The following is a 15,982-nucleotide window of genomic DNA, read 5'->3' as shown; positions in this document are numbered from 1 at the left end:
TATAAAACAACCAGGGCTATAAATAAAGCCCTGGTGAAGTATCAGAAGGGGAAAAGATTAGATATGGGTAACAATTTCTTTAATCAGCGGCGGACCTTTAAAAATAAATCCGGAATAAATCTGCACCAGCGTCGCTCCGGCGGCTATCTTTTCCCGGGCGGCAATCACCGAGTCAATACCGCCGACTCCGATAATGGGCAGACGGCCATTTAATTCCGCAGACAGCATACGGATAATTTCCGTACTCTTTAGCTGCAAAGGACGTCCGCTAAGCCCACCGGTTTCATCACAATGTTTCATCCCCTGTACCAGCGATCGATCCAAAGTCGTATTGGTGGCAATCACGCCATCTATATTATGCCGGACTAAACTGTCCGCCACCTGGATCAATTCTTCGACGGAAAGATCCGGTGCGATCTTTACGGCCACAGGAACATATTTCTGGTGCTTCTCTTGTAGCTCACGTTGCTTATTTTTAATACCAGAGAGCAAATCATCCAACGCGTCTCCGTATTGTAAAGTACGCAAGCCTGGGGTATTCGGCGAAGAGATATTAATGGCGATATAGCCGGCATAAGCATAGATTTTTTCCATACAAATCAGATAATCATCTTTACCTTGTTCTACCGGGGTATCTTTATTCTTGCCGATATTAATCCCCAGAATGCCGTCAAAATGCGCCTTTTTTACGTTCTCAACGAGGTTATCAACACCGTGGTTATTAAAGCCCATGCGGTTGATCAACCCTTCAGCATCGACCAGGCGGAAGATCCTTGGCTTATCGTTGCCCGGCTGCGGGCGTGGGGTCACGGTGCCAATTTCAATGGAACCAAAACCCATCGCGCCGAGCGCATCAATGCACTCGCCATTTTTATCCAGCCCGGCGGCCAGGCCCAGCGGATTCTTAAATGTGAGCCCCATACAGGTCACCGGTTTTGTCGGCACCTTCTGGCGAACCAACATTTCCAGCGGGGTACCCGAAACACGGCGTAATTGTTGAAAAGTGACTTCATGAGCGCGCTCAGGATCGAGCTGAAAAAGGGCTTTACGAACGAAGGGGTAGTACATGAACTCTCCTGGATTCCCGGTGTGCAAACCGGGGGCGTATTATGTGCGATCCACCCCTGAAAGGGAATTGACCTACGACAAAAAATCTCATCTCCGACGCAAACGTTTACCTTTCTCCCACTCGTTATGCACTTTCTGACAATCCAACGCCGGATAAATCATTTAGGGAAATAAAAGCGCTCTGTCACACTGCAGCTAAATGTTATCAATTATAGATAAATGCGAATATTTAGTTATAAGGAGTGAGTATGCGAGTCATCACACTTGCGGGCAGCCCGCGTTACCCTTCCCGCTCCAGCGCGCTTCTGGAATATGCCAGAGAGACGCTCTCCGCGGCGGATATTGAAGTCTGCCACTGGCACCTGCAGAATTTTGCCCCGGAAGACCTGCTCTACGCTCGCTTTGATAACCCCGCCCTCCATGCGCTGAATGAACAGCTTGCCGGCGCCGATGGGCTGATCATCGCGACCCCCGTCTATAAAGCCTCTTTTTCTGGTGCGTTAAAGACGCTTCTGGACCTGCTGCCGGAGCGCGCGCTGGAGGGAAAAATCGTTCTGCCGCTGGCTACTGGCGGAACCATCGCCCATATGCTGGCGGTGGATTACGCCTTAAAACCGGTACTCAACGCGCTGAAAGCTCAGGAGATCCTGCACGGCGTTTTTGCTGATGATAGTCAGGTCACGGATTATCAGCATAAACCGCAATTTACCCCGAATCTGCAGGGTCGCCTCGACCAGGCGCTGGAAACCTTCTGGCAAGCGCTGCATCGTCCCAGCAGCCGCGCGCCGGCGCTGAAAAATTTACAGCAGGTTGCGCATGTTTAAAAATCCCGCGTTGATGCCCGTATCCAGGCAAAACGGTCAAGAATAAAGGAACACTCTATGGCGACGCTTTCGCAAAAATTCCTGATCCGCGTAGCCCCTTGGCTTTTGCCGGTCGGCAGCGTGATCGTCTGGCAATTCGCCTCCTCCGTCGGTTGGCTATCGACTCGTATTTTACCGTCGCCGGAAGGAGTGCTAAAAGCCTTCTGGACGCTCTCCGCCAGCGGCGAGCTTTGGCAGCATCTGGCTATCAGCTCATGGCGGGCGCTTATTGGTTTCAGCATCGGCGGTTCTATTGGCCTGGTTCTCGGGCTGATTAGCGGCCTGTCGCGCTGGGGCGAACGCCTGCTGGATACCTCCATTCAGATGCTGCGCAACGTGCCGCACCTCGCGCTGATTCCGCTGGTGATTTTATGGTTCGGCATCGATGAGAGCGCCAAAATCTTCCTCGTGGCGCTGGGAACCATGTTCCCGATTTATATCAACACCTGGCACGGTATTCGAAACATTGACCGGGGACTGGTCGAGATGGCTCGTAGCTACGGCTTATCGGGTTTTGCTCTGTTCCGCCATGTGATCCTGCCCGGCGCCCTGCCCTCAATTATGGTCGGCATCCGTTTTGCGCTCGGCCTGATGTGGTTAACGCTAATCGTGGCCGAGACCATCTCGGCTAACGCCGGTATCGGCTACCTGGCGATGAACGCCCGCGAATTTCTGCAGACCGATGTCGTGGTCGTCGCCATTATTCTTTACGCTATTCTCGGCAAACTGGCCGACTTCAGCGCCCAGCTGCTTGAACGCGTCTGGCTACGCTGGAATCCGGCCTATCACCTTCAGGAGGCCAACGCATGACCACCGCGCGTCTTAATCCGGGGATCCCACTGCTGCTTAACGGCGTAAGCAAGCGTTACGGCAGCAAGACGATTCTGAATGAACTCGAGCTTCATATTCCCACCGGGCAATTCGTCGCGGTGGTCGGGCGCAGCGGCGGCGGTAAAAGCACCCTGCTGCGTCTGCTTGCCGGGCTGGAAAAACCCAATGCCGGACAGCTGCTGGCGGGTTCGACGCCGCTGGCGCAAATCCAGGATGATACCCGGATGATGTTTCAGGATTCCCGCCTGCTGCCGTGGAAAACGGTGATCGATAATGTCGGCCTCGGGCTGAAAGGCCAGTGGCGCGAGGCCGCGCTCAGGGCGCTGGCAAGCGTCGGCCTTGAAGACCGCGCCGGTGAATGGCCCGCGGCGCTTTCCGGCGGGCAAAAGCAGCGCGTGGCGCTGGCTCGCGCGTTAATTCATCGCCCCGGATTATTGCTGCTTGATGAACCGCTGGGCGCGCTGGACGCGCTCACCCGCCTGGAGATGCAGGATCTGATTGTCTCGCTGTGGCAGGAACATGGATTTACCGTCCTGTTGGTCACTCACGACGTCAGCGAGGCGGTGGCGATGGCCGATCGCGTCTTGCTGATTGAAGAGGGGAAGATAGGGCTGGATCTGCTGGTGGACATTCCACGTCCGCGGCGCACGGGTTCGCCGAAGCTGGGCGAACTGGAAGCGGAAGTTTTGAATCGGGTAATGCAGCGCGGCAAGAACGAGTCTGCGCCGCGCTTAGCGAGACACGGCTGAACCGTCGTCGTTTTTATAACATCCGGCCACAGCGCAGCTGCGCCCTGGCCGGAAATCACGTCACTGTTACGCCAGCGCTTTACTGATTTTCTCGAACAGATCCCCGGAAAGATTCTCCAGCCCCTTCAGTTGCTCCAGCGCCCCGCGCATCAGCGCCTGACGCTTCTCGTCGTAGCGCTTCAGGCGGATCAGCGGTTCAATGAGACGCGAAGCAACCTGCGGGTTGCGGCTGTTCAGTTCAGTCAGCATCTCGACCAGGAACTGATAGCCGCTACCGTCTTCAGCGTGGAACGCCGCCGGGTTGCTGCCGGCAAAGGCACCGATCAGGGAACGGACGCGGTTCGGGTTACCCATGCTGAACGAGCGATGATTCAACAAGCCGCGAACCGTCTCCAGGACGTTATCCGCCGGGCTGGTGGACTGCAGGATAAACCATTTATCCATGACCAGTCCGTCCTGGTGCCATTTGTCGTCATACTCCTGCATCAGCGCATCACGGCACGGTAGCTGAGCCGCTACGGCCGCCGCCAGCGCCGCCAGCGCGTCGGTCATATTGTCCGCATGATGATACTGCGCGCTAACCAGTTTATCCGCCAGTCCGGCATCGCCAAACGCCAGATAGCGCAGGCAGGTGTTACGCAGAGAACGCTTGCCGATATCGGCATGCTCAACGCGGTAGCTGTCGAGCTTGTTGGCGTGGTAAACCGCCAGGAACTCGTCCGCCAGCTCTTTCGCCAGCGTGCGGGTAAGCGCTTCGCGCACCGCGGCGATGGCGATCGGATCGATAATCGCAAACAGCTCCGCCATTTCATTTGCCGAAGGCAGGGTCAGGATCTCCGCCGCCAGCGCCGGATCGATCTTCTCATCCAGCAGAATCGCACGGAACGCATCGGCGACGTGGATCGGCAGCGACAGCGGCTGCCCTTGCTGGTGACGGTTGACGTTGAGTTTGATATAGGTCGCCAGCAGGCTCTGCGCCGCGTCCCAGCGGGAGAAATCATTCCGCGCGTGACGCATCAGGAAGGTCAGCTGCTGATCGCTCCATTTATACTCCAGCTTCACCGGCGCGGAAAACTCGCAAAGCAGCGCCGGTACCGGCTGGAAGTAGACGTTATCGAAAACAAAAGTCTGCTCCGCCTGGGTCACGTTCAGTACGTGATGCACCGGATGGCCGCCCTTCTGCAGAGGGATCACTTTGCCTTCGTTATCGTACAGCTCGATATCGAACGGGATATGCAGCGGCAGCTTCTCCGCCTGTTCTGACGTCGGCGGCGTGCGCTGGCTGATGGTCAGGGTGTACTGCTCCGTTTCCGGATTGTAGTCGTCATGAACGGTGACAATCGGCGTACCGGACTGGCTATACCAGCGGCGGAAATGGGACAAATCGACGTTGGAAGCGTCTTCCATCGCCTGGACAAAATCATCACAGGTCGCGGCGCTACCGTCGTGGCGTTCAAAATAGAGCTGCATTCCTTTCTGGAAATTCTCTTCGCCCAGCAGAGTATGCAGCATGCGGATCACTTCCGCGCCCTTCTCATACACCGTCAGGGTGTAGAAGTTGTTCATCTCAATCACGCTGTCCGGGCGAATCGGATGCGCCATCGGGCTGGCGTCTTCGGCGAACTGCAGGCCGCGCATGGTGCGTACGTTATTGATGCGGTTGACCGCGCGTGAGCCGAGGTCGGAGCTGAACTCCTGATCGCGGAAAACGGTCAGGCCCTCTTTCAGGCTAAGCTGGAACCAGTCGCGGCAGGTAACGCGGTTGCCGGTCCAGTTATGGAAATATTCGTGACCAATGACCCGTTCGATATCCAGATAGTCTTTATCGGTCGCGGTATCGGTACGCGCCAGTACGTATTTGGAGTTAAAGACGTTAAGCCCTTTGTTCTCCATGGCGCCCATATTGAAGAAGTCGACGGCGACAATCATATAAATGTCGAGGTCGTACTCGAGACCAAAGCGGGTTTCGTCCCACTTCATTGAATTTTGTAGCGAGGTCATCGCCCATGGCGCGCGGTCAAGGTTGCCGCGGTCAACGTACAGCTCCAGCGCGACTTCACGCCCCGAACGTGTTTTAAAGGTATCACGCAGGACGTCGAAATCGCCGGCCACCAGCGCAAACAGGTAGCACGGTTTCGGGAACGGATCCTGCCACTGGATCCAGTGGCGGCCGTTTTCCAGCTCGCCCTGGGCCAGGCGGTTACCGTTGGAGAGCAGGAACGGGTATTTTGCTTTATCGGCGATGATTTTGGTGGTGAAGCGCGCCAGAACGTCCGGGCGGTCCAGATACCAGGTAATATGGCGGAAGCCTTCCGCTTCGCACTGGGTACACAGCGCTTCGCCGGACTGATACAGTCCTTCCAGCGCGGTATTCGCCGCGGGGCTAATTTCGTTGACGATGGTCAGGGTGAAATGTTCCGGTAAACCGCTAATGACCAGTTGGTTATTTTCTTCTTTGTAGTCGCTCCACGGTTGGCCGTTAACCTGAAGAGAGACCAGCGTCAGGTCTTCGCCATCCAGACGCAATGGCACATCAGACGTAGCCGCCTGGCGGGAGACCTTGCTCTCAGCCGTCACTACGGTTTTCGCGGCATCCAGGTCAAAGGTCAAATCGATATCGCTAATCAGATACTCCGGCGCACGATAGTCGTGGCGGTATTTGGCTTGGGGCTGTTGTGTCATAAAAAACCTTTAGCGTGTCCTGTAAAGTGTCGACTCAGTCTATTCCTGTTGCGCAAATCTCGCTATGCAGAATCTTCATCTTTTCAATGCTAAACATAAAAATTGCTACATTTTGATAACACAAGAGGCACGAAATGCGCTCGACCAGGCGCAAACCTTGTGGTGTGATGCGTGTTCAATATATTAAACTAGGCCTCGCAAATGACCGTCTGCGTCGCCATCAGCCGTCGCCGCGGGACAGAGTCGGGTATTACAGGTATACTCCGCCTCCTTTTTACCGCTTTGGTTTTGATGGAAACGCTCCAGTGAGAGGATGCTACTGCGCACCATGACCCAATTCACTTCTCCTGTACTGCACTCGTTGCTTGATACGGATGCCTATAAGCTGCACATGCAGCAGGCTGTCTTCCACCGCTACAATGATGTACAGGTTGCGGCGGAGTTCCGCTGCCGTGGGGATGATTTGCTCGGCATCTACGCCGATGCGATTCGCGAGCAGGTTGAGACGATGCGCGACCTGAGGCTACAGGACGATGAATATCACTGGTTGTCGAGCCTGCCCTTCTTTGCGCCAGACTATCTCGAATGGCTACGCGGCTTCCGCTACGACCCGCGCCAGGTTACCGTCATCAATGACAACGGCAAGCTGAATATCCGCCTTTCCGGGCCCTGGCTTGAAGTTATTATGTGGGAAGTTCCGCTGCTGGCGGTGATAAGCGAGCTGGTGCATCATTATCGCTCGCCGGAAGTCAGCGTCGATCTCGCGCTGAATACCCTTGAGCATAAGCTGACTGACTTTAACCGCCTCACGGCTGATATCGATATGTCGGGCTTCCGCCTGATGGATTTCGGTACCCGCCGCCGCTTCTCCCGCGAGGTGCAGCAGGCCATTGTTGAGCGTCTTCAGCAGGAACCCTGGTTCACCGGCACCAGCAATTACGATCTGGCACGTCGTCTGAATCTGACGCCGATGGGAACTCAGGCGCACGAATGGTTCCAGGCGCATCAGCAGATCAGCCCGAACCTGGCAAGCAGCCAACGCGCCGCCCTCGCGGCCTGGCTGGAAGAGTACCCGGATCGGCTGGGGATTGCCCTGACCGACTGCATTACGATGGACGCTTTTCTGCGCGATTTCGGACCGGAGTTTGCGACCCGCTATCAGGGGCTGCGCCACGACTCCGGCGACCCGGTGGAATGGGGCGAGAAGGCTATCGCCCACTACAAAAAGCTGGGCATCGACCCGCTGAGCAAAGTGCTGGTATTTTCCGATAATCTCGACCTGACAAAAGCGGTCGATCTCTATCGCCACTTCTCCTCGCGGGTGAACCTGAGCTTCGGTATCGGTACGCGTTTAACCTGCGATATTCCTCAGGTGAAGCCGCTGAATATTGTTATCAAGCTGGTGGAGTGCAACGGTAAGCCTGTCGCCAAACTTTCTGACAGCCCGGGTAAAACGATTTGCCACGACAAAGCGTTCGTTCGCGCTCTGCGCAAAGCCTTCGATCTCCCCCCGGTTAAAAAAGCCAGCTAGGTCATATAAAGACAAAATGCGTCCGCCAAAACGGGCGCATTTTTATTCGCCTCCGCTTATCACCCCGAGACGTTATCAAGCGTTAAGAATCCCGTTCGCCCCGCATGGGATAATCGCGATGAACGAATCCCTCTTAATATCAGGCTCTCACACAGCAAAGAAGGCGATCTCCTTATTTATTTCCTAAAAGCCCCCTTTCTTGTGCGAAATCTACTTGTCTGATGGAAGATGACAGGTAACATAGATATCCCCCTGCTGAAGGGGAATACAGATTTTTCTATTGGACTAACAAGAGAGACTATTATGAGCGTTGTGCCTGTAGCCGACGTACTCCAGGGCCGCGTTGCCGTTGACAGCGAAGTCACCGTGCGCGGATGGGTGCGTACCCGCCGAGATTCTAAAGCTGGCTTTTCTTTCCTCGCCGTCTATGACGGTTCCTGCTTTGATCCTGTACAGGCCGTTATTAGTAATTCTCTTCCCAATTACAATCAGGAAGTCCTGCGCCTGACCACCGGCTGTTCGGTCGTGGTAACCGGCAAAGTCGTGGCGTCTCAGGGACAGGGCCAGAGCTTTGAAATCCAGGCTAGCCATGTTGAAGTCAGCGGCTGGGTTGAAGATCCGGATACTTATCCGATGGCGGCTAAACGTCACAGCATTGAGTATCTGCGTGAAGTTGCCCACCTGCGCCCGCGCACCAACCTGATTGGCGCGGTGGCGCGCGTTCGCCATACGCTGGCGCAGGCGCTGCACCGTTTCTTCGACGAGCAGGGCTTCTTCTGGGTTTCTACTCCGCTGATTACCGCTTCCGATACTGAAGGCGCCGGCGAGATGTTCCGCGTTTCAACGCTGGATCTGGAAAACCTGCCGCGCAACGACCAGGGCAAAGTCGATTTCGATAAAGACTTCTTCGGCAAAGAGTCGTTCCTGACCGTTTCTGGCCAGTTGAACGGCGAAACCTACGCCTGCGCGCTGTCTAAAATCTACACCTTTGGCCCGACCTTCCGCGCGGAAAACTCCAACACCAGCCGCCATCTTGCGGAGTTCTGGATGCTGGAGCCGGAAGTCGCCTTTGCTAACCTGAACGATGTGGCAGGTCTGGCAGAAGCGATGCTGAAGTACGTTTTCAAAGCCGTTCTCGAAGAGCGCGCGGATGACATGCAGTTCTTTGCCGAACGGGTTGATAAAGACGCCATCGACCGCCTGCAGCGTTTTGTTTCCGCTGATTTTGCCCAGGTTGATTACACCGACGCGGTCACTATTCTGGAAAATTGCGGTAAGCAGTTCGAAAACCCGGTCTACTGGGGCGTGGATCTCTCCTCCGAGCACGAACGCTATCTGGCGGAAGAGCACTTTAAAGCGCCGGTTGTCGTGAAAAACTATCCGAAAGATATTAAGGCGTTCTATATGCGCCTTAACGAAGACGGTAAAACCGTCGCTGCTATGGACGTGCTGGCACCGGGCATCGGTGAAATCATCGGCGGCTCCCAGCGTGAAGAACGCCTGGACGTGCTTGACGCGCGTATGGCGGAAATGGGTCTTAATAAAGAAGACTACTGGTGGTATCGCGACCTGCGCCGTTACGGCACCGTGCCGCACTCTGGTTTCGGTCTGGGCTTTGAACGTCTGATCGCTTACGTGACCGGCGTGCAGAACGTTCGTGACGTCATTCCGTTCCCGCGGACTCCGCGTAACGCGACATTCTGATTTTTTTCTGCAATTTTTGTCAAAGGCCAGCGCAAGCTGGCCTTTTTTTATGTCAATTTACGTTAATGAATATCAGGAAACTTAAACATCAACCAACATGATTCACAATTATGTTACGCACTATTTCATTAGTGAGCGCTAATTAAAACCGCACCTTTTGTTCATAAACTGGCAAACACGCTGATTATATTGCTCGTTTTTTAACCACACGCAGCACAACTTGCAACGACAAGATTTGAATAAAAATAAAGCAAAATGCTGATGCAAAATGCACAAACCCTCTCTTATCTAAATTATTCATAATTAATTCATATAGATATATAAAGAAAGGCGATTTTGTCAGCAAACGGGACCGGAATGTTGATTGAGTTCACAAAGTTCCCAAAAATACACATTTAGTTACATAGAATTTCCTTTTGTTACTCATATGCGATATTGGTAGCATTTTCAGGCTAGCGAAACGTTGTTCTGAATGGAAAGATGCCTCCAGACACCAAACTATCATCAATAGTTCCGTAAATTTTTATTGACGAAACTTATTGGCGGCAGTGGCAAGTGTTCATAAAAAAATATAAATGAGGGTAATAAATAATGATGAAGCGCAAAATTCTGGCAGCGGTAATTCCTGCCCTGCTGGTAGCCGGTGCAGCTAACGCTGCAGAAATCTATAACAAGAACGGCAACAAACTGGACTTCTACGGGAAAATGGTTGGCGAGCACGTTTGGACCACCAACGGCGACACCAGCAGCGATGATACCACTTACGCCCGTATCGGCCTGAAAGGCGAAACCCAGATCAACGATCAGCTGATCGGCTACGGTCAGTGGGAATACAACATGGATGCGTCCAATGTTGAAGGTAAACAGACCACCAAAACTCGTCTGGCTTTCGCAGGCTTAAAAGCCGGTGAATATGGTTCATTCGACTACGGTCGTAACTATGGCGCCATCTACGACGTCGAAGCGGCAACCGATATGCTGGTTGAATGGGGCGGCGACGGTTGGAACTACACCGACAACTTCATGACCGGCCGTACCAACGGCGTAGCCACCTATCGTAACTCTGACTTCTTCGGTCTGGTTGACGGTCTGAGCTTCGCGCTGCAGTACCAGGGTAAAAATGACGCTTCTAGTCGTGATGTTAAGAAACAAAACGGCGACGGCTTCAGCACCGCGGCAACCTACGCGTTTGACAACGGCGTTGCGCTGTCTGCAGGCTATGCGAACTCCAACCGCAGCGGCGATCAGAAAGCTGACCGTCAGGGCGAAAAAGCTGAAGCATGGGCAACCTCCGCTAAATATGACGCGAATAACGTCTACGCTGCGGTCATGTACTCTCAGACCTACAACATGACGCCGGAAAACGAAGGCAACTACTTCGCCAACAAAACTCAGAACTTCGAAGCCGTCGTTCAGTATCAGTTCGACTTCGGTCTGCGTCCGTCCATCGGCTACGTACAGACTAAAGGTAAAGACCTGCGCTCTCGCGCTGGCTTCTCCGGCGGCGATGCTGACCTGGTTAAATACGTCGAAGTGGGTACCTGGTACTACTTCAACAAAAACATGAACGTCTACGCTGCGTATAAATTCAACCAGCTGGACGACAACGACTACACCCGTGCTGCGAAAGTCGCGACCGACGATCAGGCAGCGGTTGGTATCGTTTACCAGTTCTAATTTGCAGTACACCCCTTCGTGATATGCCTAAAAAGCAGGACTTCGGTCCTGCTTTTCTGCGTTCCTGAGAGGAAGATCGTAACTTTCAAAAACCTTCTCGCTTTTTGTCGCAAACGGTTGGCAATTAACATAACTCCCGTTAACCTGATAGCGGATTTCCCTTCAGTAATCACAATGGAACCTCGTCATGTTTGAGAACATTACCGCCGCCCCTGCCGACCCAATTCTGGGCCTGGCCGATCTATTTCGTGCCGATGACCGCCCAACAAAAATTAATCTTGGAATTGGTGTTTATAAAGATGAAACGGGTAAAACACCGGTCCTGACTAGCGTGAAAAAAGCAGAGCAGTATCTGCTGGAAAATGAAACCACTAAGAATTACCTGAGCATTGATGGTATCCCCGAATTTGGCCGCTGCACCCAGGAGCTTCTGTTTGGGAAAGGAAGCGCAATTATCAATGATAAACGCGCCCGCACCGCTCAAACGCCGGGCGGTACAGGCGGCCTGCGCGTCGCTGCCGATTTCCTGGCGAAGAACACCGATACAAAACGTATTTGGGTGAGCAACCCATCCTGGCCGAACCATAAAAGTGTATTCAATTCAGCCGGCCTGGAAGTTCGCGAATATACCTATTACGACGCCGCTAACCACAAACTCGACTTCGACGGTCTTCTGGCCAGCCTGAACGAAGCCCAGGCCGGCGACGTGGTACTGTTCCACGGTTGCTGCCACAACCCTACCGGTATCGATCCGACGCTTGAGCAGTGGCAACAGCTGGCGCAGCTGTCGGTAGAAAAAGGCTGGCTGCCGCTGTTTGACTTCGCTTATCAGGGCTTTGCCCGCGGTCTGGAAGAAGACGCGGAAGGCCTGCGCGCTTTTGCTGCGCTGCATAAAGAGCTGCTGGTTTCCAGCTCCTACTCGAAGAACTTTGGCCTGTACAACGAGCGCGTAGGCGCCTGCACGCTGGTTGCCGCGGACCAGGAAACGGTAGACCGCGCGTTCAGCCAGATGAAGTCCGTCATTCGCGCTAACTACTCTAACCCGCCGGCTCACGGCGCCTCGGTAGTGGCGACGATTCTCAGCAATGACGCGCTGCGCGCTATCTGGGAACAAGAGTTGACCGACATGCGTCAACGCATCCAGCGTATGCGCCTGCTGTTCGTTAATACTCTGCAGGAAAAAGGCGCCAGCCGCGATTTCTCTTTCATCATTCAGCAAAACGGGATGTTCTCGTTCAGCGGTCTGACAAAAGATCAGGTGCTGCGTCTGCGTGAAGAGTTCGGGATTTACGCGGTGGCGTCCGGACGTATAAACGTCGCCGGTATGACGCCTGACAACATGGCGCCGCTGTGCGAAGCGATTGTCGCCGTGCTGTAACCTCAGCGCAGGGCAAACAAAAGGCCGCATTTGCGGCCTTTTTTACATTCTGACTCCGGTCACCAGACCGGCATTTCATCCTGCAGGAAAGGGTTATGCAGACGCTCATAGCCAAGGGTCGACATCGGTCCATGACCCGGAATAAACGACACGTCATCGCCCAGCGGCAACAGCTTGCGTTTAATCGCATCGATCAGTTGATTATGGTCGCCGCGAGGGAAGTCGCTACGCCCTACTCCGCCTTTAAAAATCACATCGCCAGAAATCAACAATCGGCTAGCAGGATCGAAGAAGACCACGTGCCCCGGCGTATGGCCTGGGCAGTGCAGCACCTGCAGGGAAATATTCCCCACGCTGACCGTATCGCCTTCGTTCAGCCAGCGATCCGGCTGCAGCGGCTGGCAATTTTCCAGACCGAACATCCGGCTCTGTGCCGGTAATCCTTCCAGCCAGAACTCATCTTCTTTTTCCGGCCCAATAATCGGCACGCCATAATGTTGTGCCAGCTCTGCCGCCGCACCAACGTGATCGAGATGACCGTGCGTGAGCAGAATCTGCATCAGGCTAACACCTGCCGCCGCGACTTCCTGTTTGATTCGCTCAGCATCACCGCCGGGATCGACCAGCGCCGCCAGTTTGGTTTGTTCGCACCAGATTAAAGAACAGTTCTGCGCGAACGCGGTAACCGGAATAATACGATAGTTCATGAGGCTCCTTTCGTTACCAGTGCCGTACCGGCCCGGTATCAATATGCACAAAGTTGCTACGTGGGTAGTATCCTACACCACCTGTGCGCATAGATAACGCCGCTTTGCGAACATTGCTTAACGAAATGCCTTCAATATGGAAATCCATAGCCTGGCCTTTAGTGTGGTAGCTGTGTTTCGCCACCCCTCGGCTGCGGGCACGAAGCTCATTATTGGTATCAACAGAACGATAACCGGAAATAAGCTGGACAGGCTTGTTGGTGCCAAGTAATCCCTGCAAACGATAGAGTTGATCGAACAAACCGGGATCGATGGATTTAATCTTATTCGCGCGATAGTCACGGAAAAAATGATTAAGTCTTGCTAATTCATCCTGAATATAGCCTCTGCCATCGAAAAACTCCGCCTTGAGTGATTCACCAGTATGCAGGTTGTTCAGCGTCAAAATACGCGGTCGGGGGGTCGAGAGGGTGGCAAATGCCGGCGCAGGCAGAATGGCAGCAGCACCGAGCGCGGCTCCACCTAACGCCAGCAGTTTGCGGCGATTAGCGTCAAATTTGTCCATGATAATCAGGTCTACAGGTAAATGAATCGTAATATACTTTTCCCGCAATCCGCCCGTTGGCCGCCAGCGCGCTCCCCCCTACGGCTAATAAATATCAGCTATAGAGAATGGGCTGCTTACTGCCACAGCGCCTTTGCAGGATTATATGTATATGCACTTCTGGCGCACGAAAGGCACCTTACCGGGCATTATTGCCAACGTCAAGGTAGCCTAACCCCAGTAAACTCGGGCCTTGCAGCGTGCAAGGCCCGTTTTCACACACAGGTAGGACAGCCAAATCCGTTGAACTACTTCATTTATCTGATTAATTGTTCAGCTTTAGGTAGAATTTGTGCGCTGGATCGCGCGGTGAGATCGTAATTGTAAATATCTGTTCGATATTGTGTACGTCCATCAGCGCCGACAAACGCAGTCAAATAATAGAGATTAACCGGGATATTCTGGCGAATATTAACGTAGCGGGTGTTGCCCTGTTTAAGCGCATCTGAAATACGCGCGTCATTCCAGCCAGCATCTTGCAGCAGCATATTCGCCAGTTCAGAGGCTTTATTGACGCGTACGCATCCGGAGCTCAACGCGCGCCCGTCCTTCTGGAACAGATTGTGATTTGGCGTATCGTGCAAATAGATCGCGTCCGAGCTTGGCATATTGAATTTATAGCGCCCCAGCGAATTGCGCGCCCCGGGAGCCTGCTGGAAGCGGAACGGCAGATTCGACGCGGTTATCGTTTCCCAATCGACCTGATAAGGATCGATTGTCTCTTTGCTATTCCAGCCGCGCATCATCGTATAACCGTGCTGCTCAAGGTAGCCAGGGTTATTGCGCACCTTAGGTAGAATATCGTTTCTCGCCAGCGTCGGCGGCACGTTCCACGGTGGGTTGACCACGACATTGTTCAGAGCGCTGCTCATCATCGGCGTTTTGCGGTCCGGACGACCAACGATAACCCGTGATGCCAGCACCTGACTGCCGTCCTGGTAATAGACCAGCGAAAAGGCGGGAATATTCACCATGATGCCGGTCGCCAGATTACCCGGCAGCAGTCGCAAACGCTGAATATTCAATGCCAGTACGCCGGCACGCTGCGCGGGAGAAACGTTGAGCCAGTCGCGGGTCGCCTGACCAATCACGCCGTCAGCGCCCAGCCCCTGCCAGGCCTGGAAGCGCTTAACGCCCTCGACTAACTGGCGATCGTAAACGCCGCGGCCGCTACTTTTGGCCTTTTTCCCGGCAGATGGGCTCACTGCCTCATCGCCCGGCAAAGCAATCTTTGCCGATTCATCCAGCATACCGGTGCGCTGTAAAATTTCGCGCAGCGCGCCGGCATCATTGCTCCATTCGCCCGGGCGCAGCGACGTCTTGCTGGTAAGCTGCGGCCATGGACGGGAATCGGCAACCTGCGCTAATAGCGCCTGATGCATTGCGGCATACTGCGGATGCTGCGGGGCGAGCCCGGCAATAAACTGCGGCAGCGAACCGTTATCCAGCGCCACCTGCCACTGGTTAATGACCGACAGAGGCGGCGTCGACATCGCATACGGTTTTGTGCCGTACAGCCAGCGGTTGCCCTGAGTCGGAATACCGCTAATAAAATGCAGATAGCCCATCATGGCGTCAGAAAGAACAACATCCCGCGCCAGACCATTCACTGCCGGGTCGGTCAACAGCTCAACCCAGGTGGTGAACTGCGGCTGGAACCCGGCGATAGCCACTTCAGCCAGCTGCTGTTGAAACGCCTGCACTGCCTCGCGGTTATCCCACATCGGTTTCATATCCCTGGCCGCATACAGCGATACCAGCGGATTCATAAATACGGGTTGATAACCGGACGGCAGCACCGCCTGAATATCGCCACGGCTTTTTGCCGCCGCCTCGGCAGGAAGCGCCTGCTCGCCGACCATTTTGGCGACCGTCGCAGATTGGTTCGCGCTTTGGCTCAACGCGGAAGAGAGCTCGCTGATGGTTGCAGCGCTATCCGATGGTACAACTTCAGGCTCTTCGGCCTGGACATTGAACAGTGGAGCAAATGCAAAAGCCAGGCTCAAACTGAGCGCAGACAATTGACGACCATACCGTTTCTTTAGCAACATCCCTTGCCCCCTGTTAACACATTGCTGCCCGCTAAATTGGGGCTTACTTTCAGTATATGAAGACGAAAACGCTTTTGCCTTCCCAAATGTAAAGAAGTTAAAAGATTATACAATCCTAAAATACAGTAACGGATAAC

The 15,982-nt window shown here is 54.1% G+C and carries 12 protein-coding genes; 7 read left to right on the top strand and 5 right to left on the bottom strand.

Going from position 1 to position 15,982, the window contains the following annotated elements; translation table 11 throughout:
• Positions 1–57: 57 nt before the first annotated feature.
• The gene (pyrD, locus tag KCG39_RS00730; protein WP_004130996.1) at positions 58–1,068 is read right to left on the bottom strand and encodes a quinone-dependent dihydroorotate dehydrogenase; all 1,011 of its coding nucleotides are present in this window, start codon (positions 1,066–1,068) and stop codon (positions 58–60) included.
• Positions 1,069–1,316: 248 nt separating this feature from the next.
• On the opposite strand from pyrD, the gene ssuE reads away from it, so the two are divergent.
• From ssuE to ssuB, 3 genes are read left to right on the top strand one after another with little or no spacing between them, the layout of a single operon-like run.
• Entirely contained in the window at positions 1,317–1,892 is a 576-nt protein-coding gene (ssuE, locus tag KCG39_RS00725; RefSeq protein WP_004130992.1) for an NADPH-dependent FMN reductase, read from the top strand.
• 57 nt (positions 1,893–1,949) lie between these two features.
• Positions 1,950–2,741 carry an aliphatic sulfonate ABC transporter permease SsuC gene (gene ssuC / locus KCG39_RS00720; RefSeq protein ID WP_004130990.1) on the top strand — a complete coding sequence of 264 codons (792 nt, stop codon included), beginning with the start codon at positions 1,950–1,952 and terminating at the stop codon, positions 2,739–2,741.
• Positions 2,738–3,511, top strand: coding sequence for an aliphatic sulfonates ABC transporter ATP-binding protein (gene ssuB / locus KCG39_RS00715; protein ID WP_004130988.1), 774 nt, complete (start codon positions 2,738–2,740; stop codon positions 3,509–3,511). The genes ssuC and ssuB overlap by 4 nt, the downstream gene beginning before the upstream one ends.
• 66 nt (positions 3,512–3,577) lie before the next feature.
• Here ssuB and pepN read toward each other — a convergent pair whose 3' ends face one another.
• A complete protein-coding gene (pepN, locus tag KCG39_RS00710) occupies positions 3,578–6,193 on the bottom strand; it encodes an aminopeptidase N (protein ID WP_004130986.1) in 2,616 nt (871 codons plus the stop codon).
• A gap of 328 nt (positions 6,194–6,521) precedes the next feature.
• Here pepN and pncB point away from each other — a divergent pair, with 328 nt between their 5' ends.
• From pncB to KCG39_RS00690, 4 genes are all read left to right on the top strand, one after another.
• Positions 6,522–7,724 carry a nicotinate phosphoribosyltransferase gene (gene pncB / locus KCG39_RS00705; RefSeq protein ID WP_004130976.1) on the top strand — a complete coding sequence of 401 codons (1,203 nt, stop codon included), beginning with the start codon at positions 6,522–6,524 and terminating at the stop codon, positions 7,722–7,724.
• Between the two features lie 303 nt (positions 7,725–8,027).
• A complete protein-coding gene (gene asnS / locus KCG39_RS00700; protein WP_004130975.1) occupies positions 8,028–9,428 on the top strand; it encodes an asparagine--tRNA ligase in 1,401 nt (466 codons plus the stop codon).
• 591 nt (positions 9,429–10,019) lie between these two features.
• Positions 10,020–11,105 (top strand): porin, encoded by a 1,086-nt coding sequence (locus KCG39_RS00695; protein ID WP_004130973.1) that lies wholly within the window; start codon positions 10,020–10,022, stop codon positions 11,103–11,105.
• Between the two features lie 187 nt (positions 11,106–11,292).
• Positions 11,293–12,483, top strand: coding sequence for an amino acid aminotransferase (locus KCG39_RS00690; protein WP_004130971.1), 1,191 nt, complete (start codon positions 11,293–11,295; stop codon positions 12,481–12,483).
• Between the two features lie 59 nt (positions 12,484–12,542).
• On the opposite strand, the gene KCG39_RS00685 is transcribed toward KCG39_RS00690, so the two are convergent.
• The 3 genes from KCG39_RS00685 to ldtD form a co-directional block, all read right to left on the bottom strand.
• Positions 12,543–13,190: an MBL fold metallo-hydrolase gene (locus KCG39_RS00685; protein WP_142467764.1), complete on the bottom strand. Its 648-nt coding sequence runs from the start codon at positions 13,188–13,190 to the stop codon at positions 12,543–12,545.
• 13 nt (positions 13,191–13,203) lie between these two features.
• Positions 13,204–13,755, bottom strand: a complete 552-nt coding sequence (gene mepK, locus KCG39_RS00680) for a peptidoglycan L,D-endopeptidase MepK (RefSeq protein WP_004130967.1) — start codon at positions 13,753–13,755, stop codon at positions 13,204–13,206.
• Positions 13,756–14,051: 296 nt separating this feature from the next.
• Positions 14,052–15,845, bottom strand: coding sequence for a L,D-transpeptidase (gene ldtD / locus KCG39_RS00675; RefSeq protein WP_004130965.1), 1,794 nt, complete (start codon positions 15,843–15,845; stop codon positions 14,052–14,054).
• Positions 15,846–15,982: the final 137 nt, after the last annotated feature.

The organism is Klebsiella pasteurii (assembly GCF_018139045.1).
Lineage (GTDB): Bacteria > Pseudomonadota > Gammaproteobacteria > Enterobacterales > Enterobacteriaceae > Klebsiella > Klebsiella grimontii.
Note: the sequence above shows the minus strand (reverse complement) of the source record. Positions and strands in the feature narration are given on the sequence as shown.

Coding starts and splice junctions, on each gene's coding strand:
- pyrD (WP_004130996.1), bottom strand. CDS start 1,068: ATGTACTACCCCTTCGTTCGTAAAGCCCTTTTTCAGCTCGATCCTGAG.
- KCG39_RS00695 (WP_004130973.1), top strand. CDS start 10,020: ATGATGAAGCGCAAAATTCTGGCAGCGGTAATTCCTGCCCTGCTGGTA.
- KCG39_RS00690 (WP_004130971.1), top strand. CDS start 11,293: ATGTTTGAGAACATTACCGCCGCCCCTGCCGACCCAATTCTGGGCCTG.
- asnS (WP_004130975.1), top strand. CDS start 8,028: ATGAGCGTTGTGCCTGTAGCCGACGTACTCCAGGGCCGCGTTGCCGTT.
- ssuB (WP_004130988.1), top strand. CDS start 2,738: ATGACCACCGCGCGTCTTAATCCGGGGATCCCACTGCTGCTTAACGGC.
- KCG39_RS00685 (WP_142467764.1), bottom strand. CDS start 13,190: ATGAACTATCGTATTATTCCGGTTACCGCGTTCGCGCAGAACTGTTCT.
- ssuC (WP_004130990.1), top strand. CDS start 1,950: ATGGCGACGCTTTCGCAAAAATTCCTGATCCGCGTAGCCCCTTGGCTT.
- mepK (WP_004130967.1), bottom strand. CDS start 13,755: ATGGACAAATTTGACGCTAATCGCCGCAAACTGCTGGCGTTAGGTGGA.
- ssuE (WP_004130992.1), top strand. CDS start 1,317: ATGCGAGTCATCACACTTGCGGGCAGCCCGCGTTACCCTTCCCGCTCC.
- pepN (WP_004130986.1), bottom strand. CDS start 6,193: ATGACACAACAGCCCCAAGCCAAATACCGCCACGACTATCGTGCGCCG.
- ldtD (WP_004130965.1), bottom strand. CDS start 15,845: ATGTTGCTAAAGAAACGGTATGGTCGTCAATTGTCTGCGCTCAGTTTG.
- pncB (WP_004130976.1), top strand. CDS start 6,522: ATGACCCAATTCACTTCTCCTGTACTGCACTCGTTGCTTGATACGGAT.